This is a genomic window from Pseudomonas sp. GXM4, from assembly GCF_008923895.1.
GTDB lineage: Bacteria > Pseudomonadota > Gammaproteobacteria > Pseudomonadales > Pseudomonadaceae > Aquipseudomonas > Aquipseudomonas atacamensis.
On record NZ_WBRZ01000450.1, the window covers coordinates 1 to 2355 of the forward strand.

Here is a 2355-nt window from a genome sequence, read left to right on the forward strand (position 1 = left end):
CCCACAAGTTTTTTATTTGTCCGCAATAATCGCCAGCCAGCTCATTTCGATCACCATCCATCGAACCTGCTGAGCAACACCGGCAAACGTGATTTAATAGCCGCCTTTCACGGTTCCGGGACACGGGAGCAACGTGATCCGCGCGACCTGCGCGTCACCCGCCACCCACCCCCATCGCCCTTAAGTCGTTCTTACATAAGGCTGTCATGGATACGGGTTCTCGACTCAAACTAGTACGCGAAAGCTACAAACTCTCCCAGCGCGAGCTCGCCCGGCGTAGCGGCGTGACCAACGCGACCATCTCGCTGATCGAACAGAACCGCGTCAGCCCCTCCGTCAGCTCGCTGAAAAAGCTGCTCGAAGGCATACCGATGTCCCTGGCCGATTTCTTCACCTTCGACCAGCCCCCGCGCGAACACCAATACGTGTTCCGCGCCAACGAACAACCCGACCTCGGCCGCCACGGCCTGCGCCTGCTGCTCATCGGCGCCTCGGTGCCCAGCCGCCAGATGCGCCTGCTCCGCGAACAATACGCCCCCGGCGCCAGCTCCGGCGAAGAGCCGATCGTGCATGCGGAAGGTGAGGAGTGCGGCTTGGTCACGCGCGGCACGGTGGAACTGACCGTGGACGGGCAGGTGAGTGTGCTGAGTGCGGGGGACGGGTATTACTTTCCGACGACGTTGCCGCATAAGTTTCGCAATATCGGCGCTGATGAGGCAGAGATAATCAGTGCGAATACGCCGGCGAATTTCTGATCGGATAACGCATTATTTTTTTGTTGACCCGGCATCTTTACGAGGTGCCGGGTTGTTTGTTCCTGCCATTCGTCAGCCTTCCCGCATTTTCCCCGCGCACGCGCTTCCAATGCATAACTCACCCCCGCAAAGGAACCGCCAACATGCATAAATCCAGTCTCGCAGCATTCACCCTGGCCACGCTGTTATCCGCCACTTCGCTCTACGCAACGGCCGCCAGCGAAACTCCGGCACCCACTGCTAACGACGGCAATAGCCAAACCAATCCGAGTGCGCCGGAAGATATTCATTCCAACGGTGCCACCGTGCCCAAAGGCACGCAGGGCAACACCACCAACAATGACGGCTCTACACCCTCGGGTTCCAAGCCCAGTGGTTCGAAGCAATCGAACGACAGCGGCACCAGCAGCGGTGCTGGTGAGGGTTGAAGCTGTTTGCAGATGCAGCAAGCCCGGCATCAAGCCGGGCTCTCTATCAGGCAATCCTCGATGACCGAGGTTACTTAGCCTTCCAGTTCCCGCCGCTGTTCTCACAATCAATCTTTGCCTGCGCCAGGTGTTCACCGTCGTAGTAATACGTGGTGACTTTGGCGTTGTCGGGCATGTTCAGCGGTTTGGCGCTTTTGTCTTTGCTGGTCGAGTGCGGGTTGGCCAGGGATTCCTGGGTGAGGCGGGCGGTGCAGGTGGCCTGGTAGTGGTCGTCGCAGCGATCGACTTTTTTCTTGGTGGCGTTGAGGGTGTCCTTGGTTTCGTTGCTGCAGGACCAGTTGATGGAGTCCACGGGCATGCCTTCGTATTCGTAGCAGCTGTGGGTTTCCACCGCTGGCACCGAGGCGCTGGAGGAGCGGGTCTGCACGTCGCAGCCTTCAGCCATGACGCAGGTGGGGATGATGGCGAACGTGGCGATCAGGAGCAGCAGTCGGGTTTTCATCGGCAATTCCTCTCCAATGGCGCCGCGTCTGATCGGTGATTTGGCGCTTGTCTGGTTTCGAGGCGGCGAGGGCCGGCAAGGTTCAATCGGTTTGCGCTGAGCGATCTTCGCGTACACTGCGCAACAATCAGAAACATTCAGCGCAGGAATCGATTCCCATGGCCCAAACCCTCGAACGCGCTATCGCCATTGCCGCCACGGCCCACACCGGGCAGGTGGACAAGGGCGGGGCGCCGTACATTCTGCATCCGCTGAAAGTCATGTTGCGCATGCACACGCTGGAAGAACGCATCGTCGCTGTGCTGCACGATGTGGTCGAGGATTGCGGGGTGAGTCTGGATGATTTGCGCGGCGAAGGCTTCAGCGAAGAGGTGCTGGCGGCGATTGCAGCGGTGACCAAAGTGCCGGGCGAGTCCTACGAGGATTTTGTCGACCGCGCCGCGCAAAACCCGATCGGGCGAGTGGTGAAGCTGGCGGATCTGGAAGAGAACAGCGATATCTCGCGGATTGCCTCGCCGAGTTGGGAGGATCTGGAGCGGATCGAGAAATATCGGCGGGCGATTGCACGCCTTCGCGCATAGAAATGCCAATCCCCCTGTAGGAGCTGCCGAAGGCTGCGATCCGATCGTTCCCACGCTCTGCGTGGGAATGCAGCCGGGGACGCTCTGCG

Annotated in this window: 5 protein-coding genes; 4 read left to right on the forward strand and 1 reads right to left on the reverse strand. The window is 59.7% G+C overall.

Annotation, left to right across the window (positions count from 1 at the left end; translation table 11 throughout):
• The 3 genes from F8N49_RS28130 to F8N49_RS27270 form a co-directional block, all read left to right on the forward strand.
• A partial coding sequence (locus tag F8N49_RS28130; RefSeq protein ID WP_218574935.1) for a hypothetical protein occupies positions 1-234 on the forward strand: 234 nt, incomplete at its 5' end.
• Complete coding sequence (locus F8N49_RS27265; protein ID WP_011333561.1) at positions 207-755, forward strand: cupin domain-containing protein; 549 nt, start codon at positions 207-209, stop codon at positions 753-755. The genes F8N49_RS28130 and F8N49_RS27265, both read left to right, overlap by 28 nt.
• A 143-nt stretch (positions 756-898) precedes the next feature.
• Positions 899-1183, forward strand: a complete 285-nt coding sequence (locus F8N49_RS27270) for a hypothetical protein (protein WP_071172832.1) — start codon at positions 899-901, stop codon at positions 1181-1183.
• A gap of 70 nt (positions 1184-1253) precedes the next feature.
• Here the strand turns inward: F8N49_RS27270 and F8N49_RS27275 are convergent, their stop codons facing one another.
• Positions 1254-1685 (reverse strand): hypothetical protein, encoded by a 432-nt coding sequence (locus tag F8N49_RS27275; RefSeq protein WP_024013328.1) that lies wholly within the window; start codon positions 1683-1685, stop codon positions 1254-1256.
• Positions 1686-1843: 158 nt separating this feature from the next.
• On the opposite strand from F8N49_RS27275, the gene F8N49_RS27280 reads away from it, so the two are divergent.
• Positions 1844-2266 (forward strand): HD domain-containing protein, encoded by a 423-nt coding sequence (locus F8N49_RS27280; RefSeq protein ID WP_071172831.1) that lies wholly within the window; start codon positions 1844-1846, stop codon positions 2264-2266.
• Positions 2267-2355: the final 89 nt, after the last annotated feature.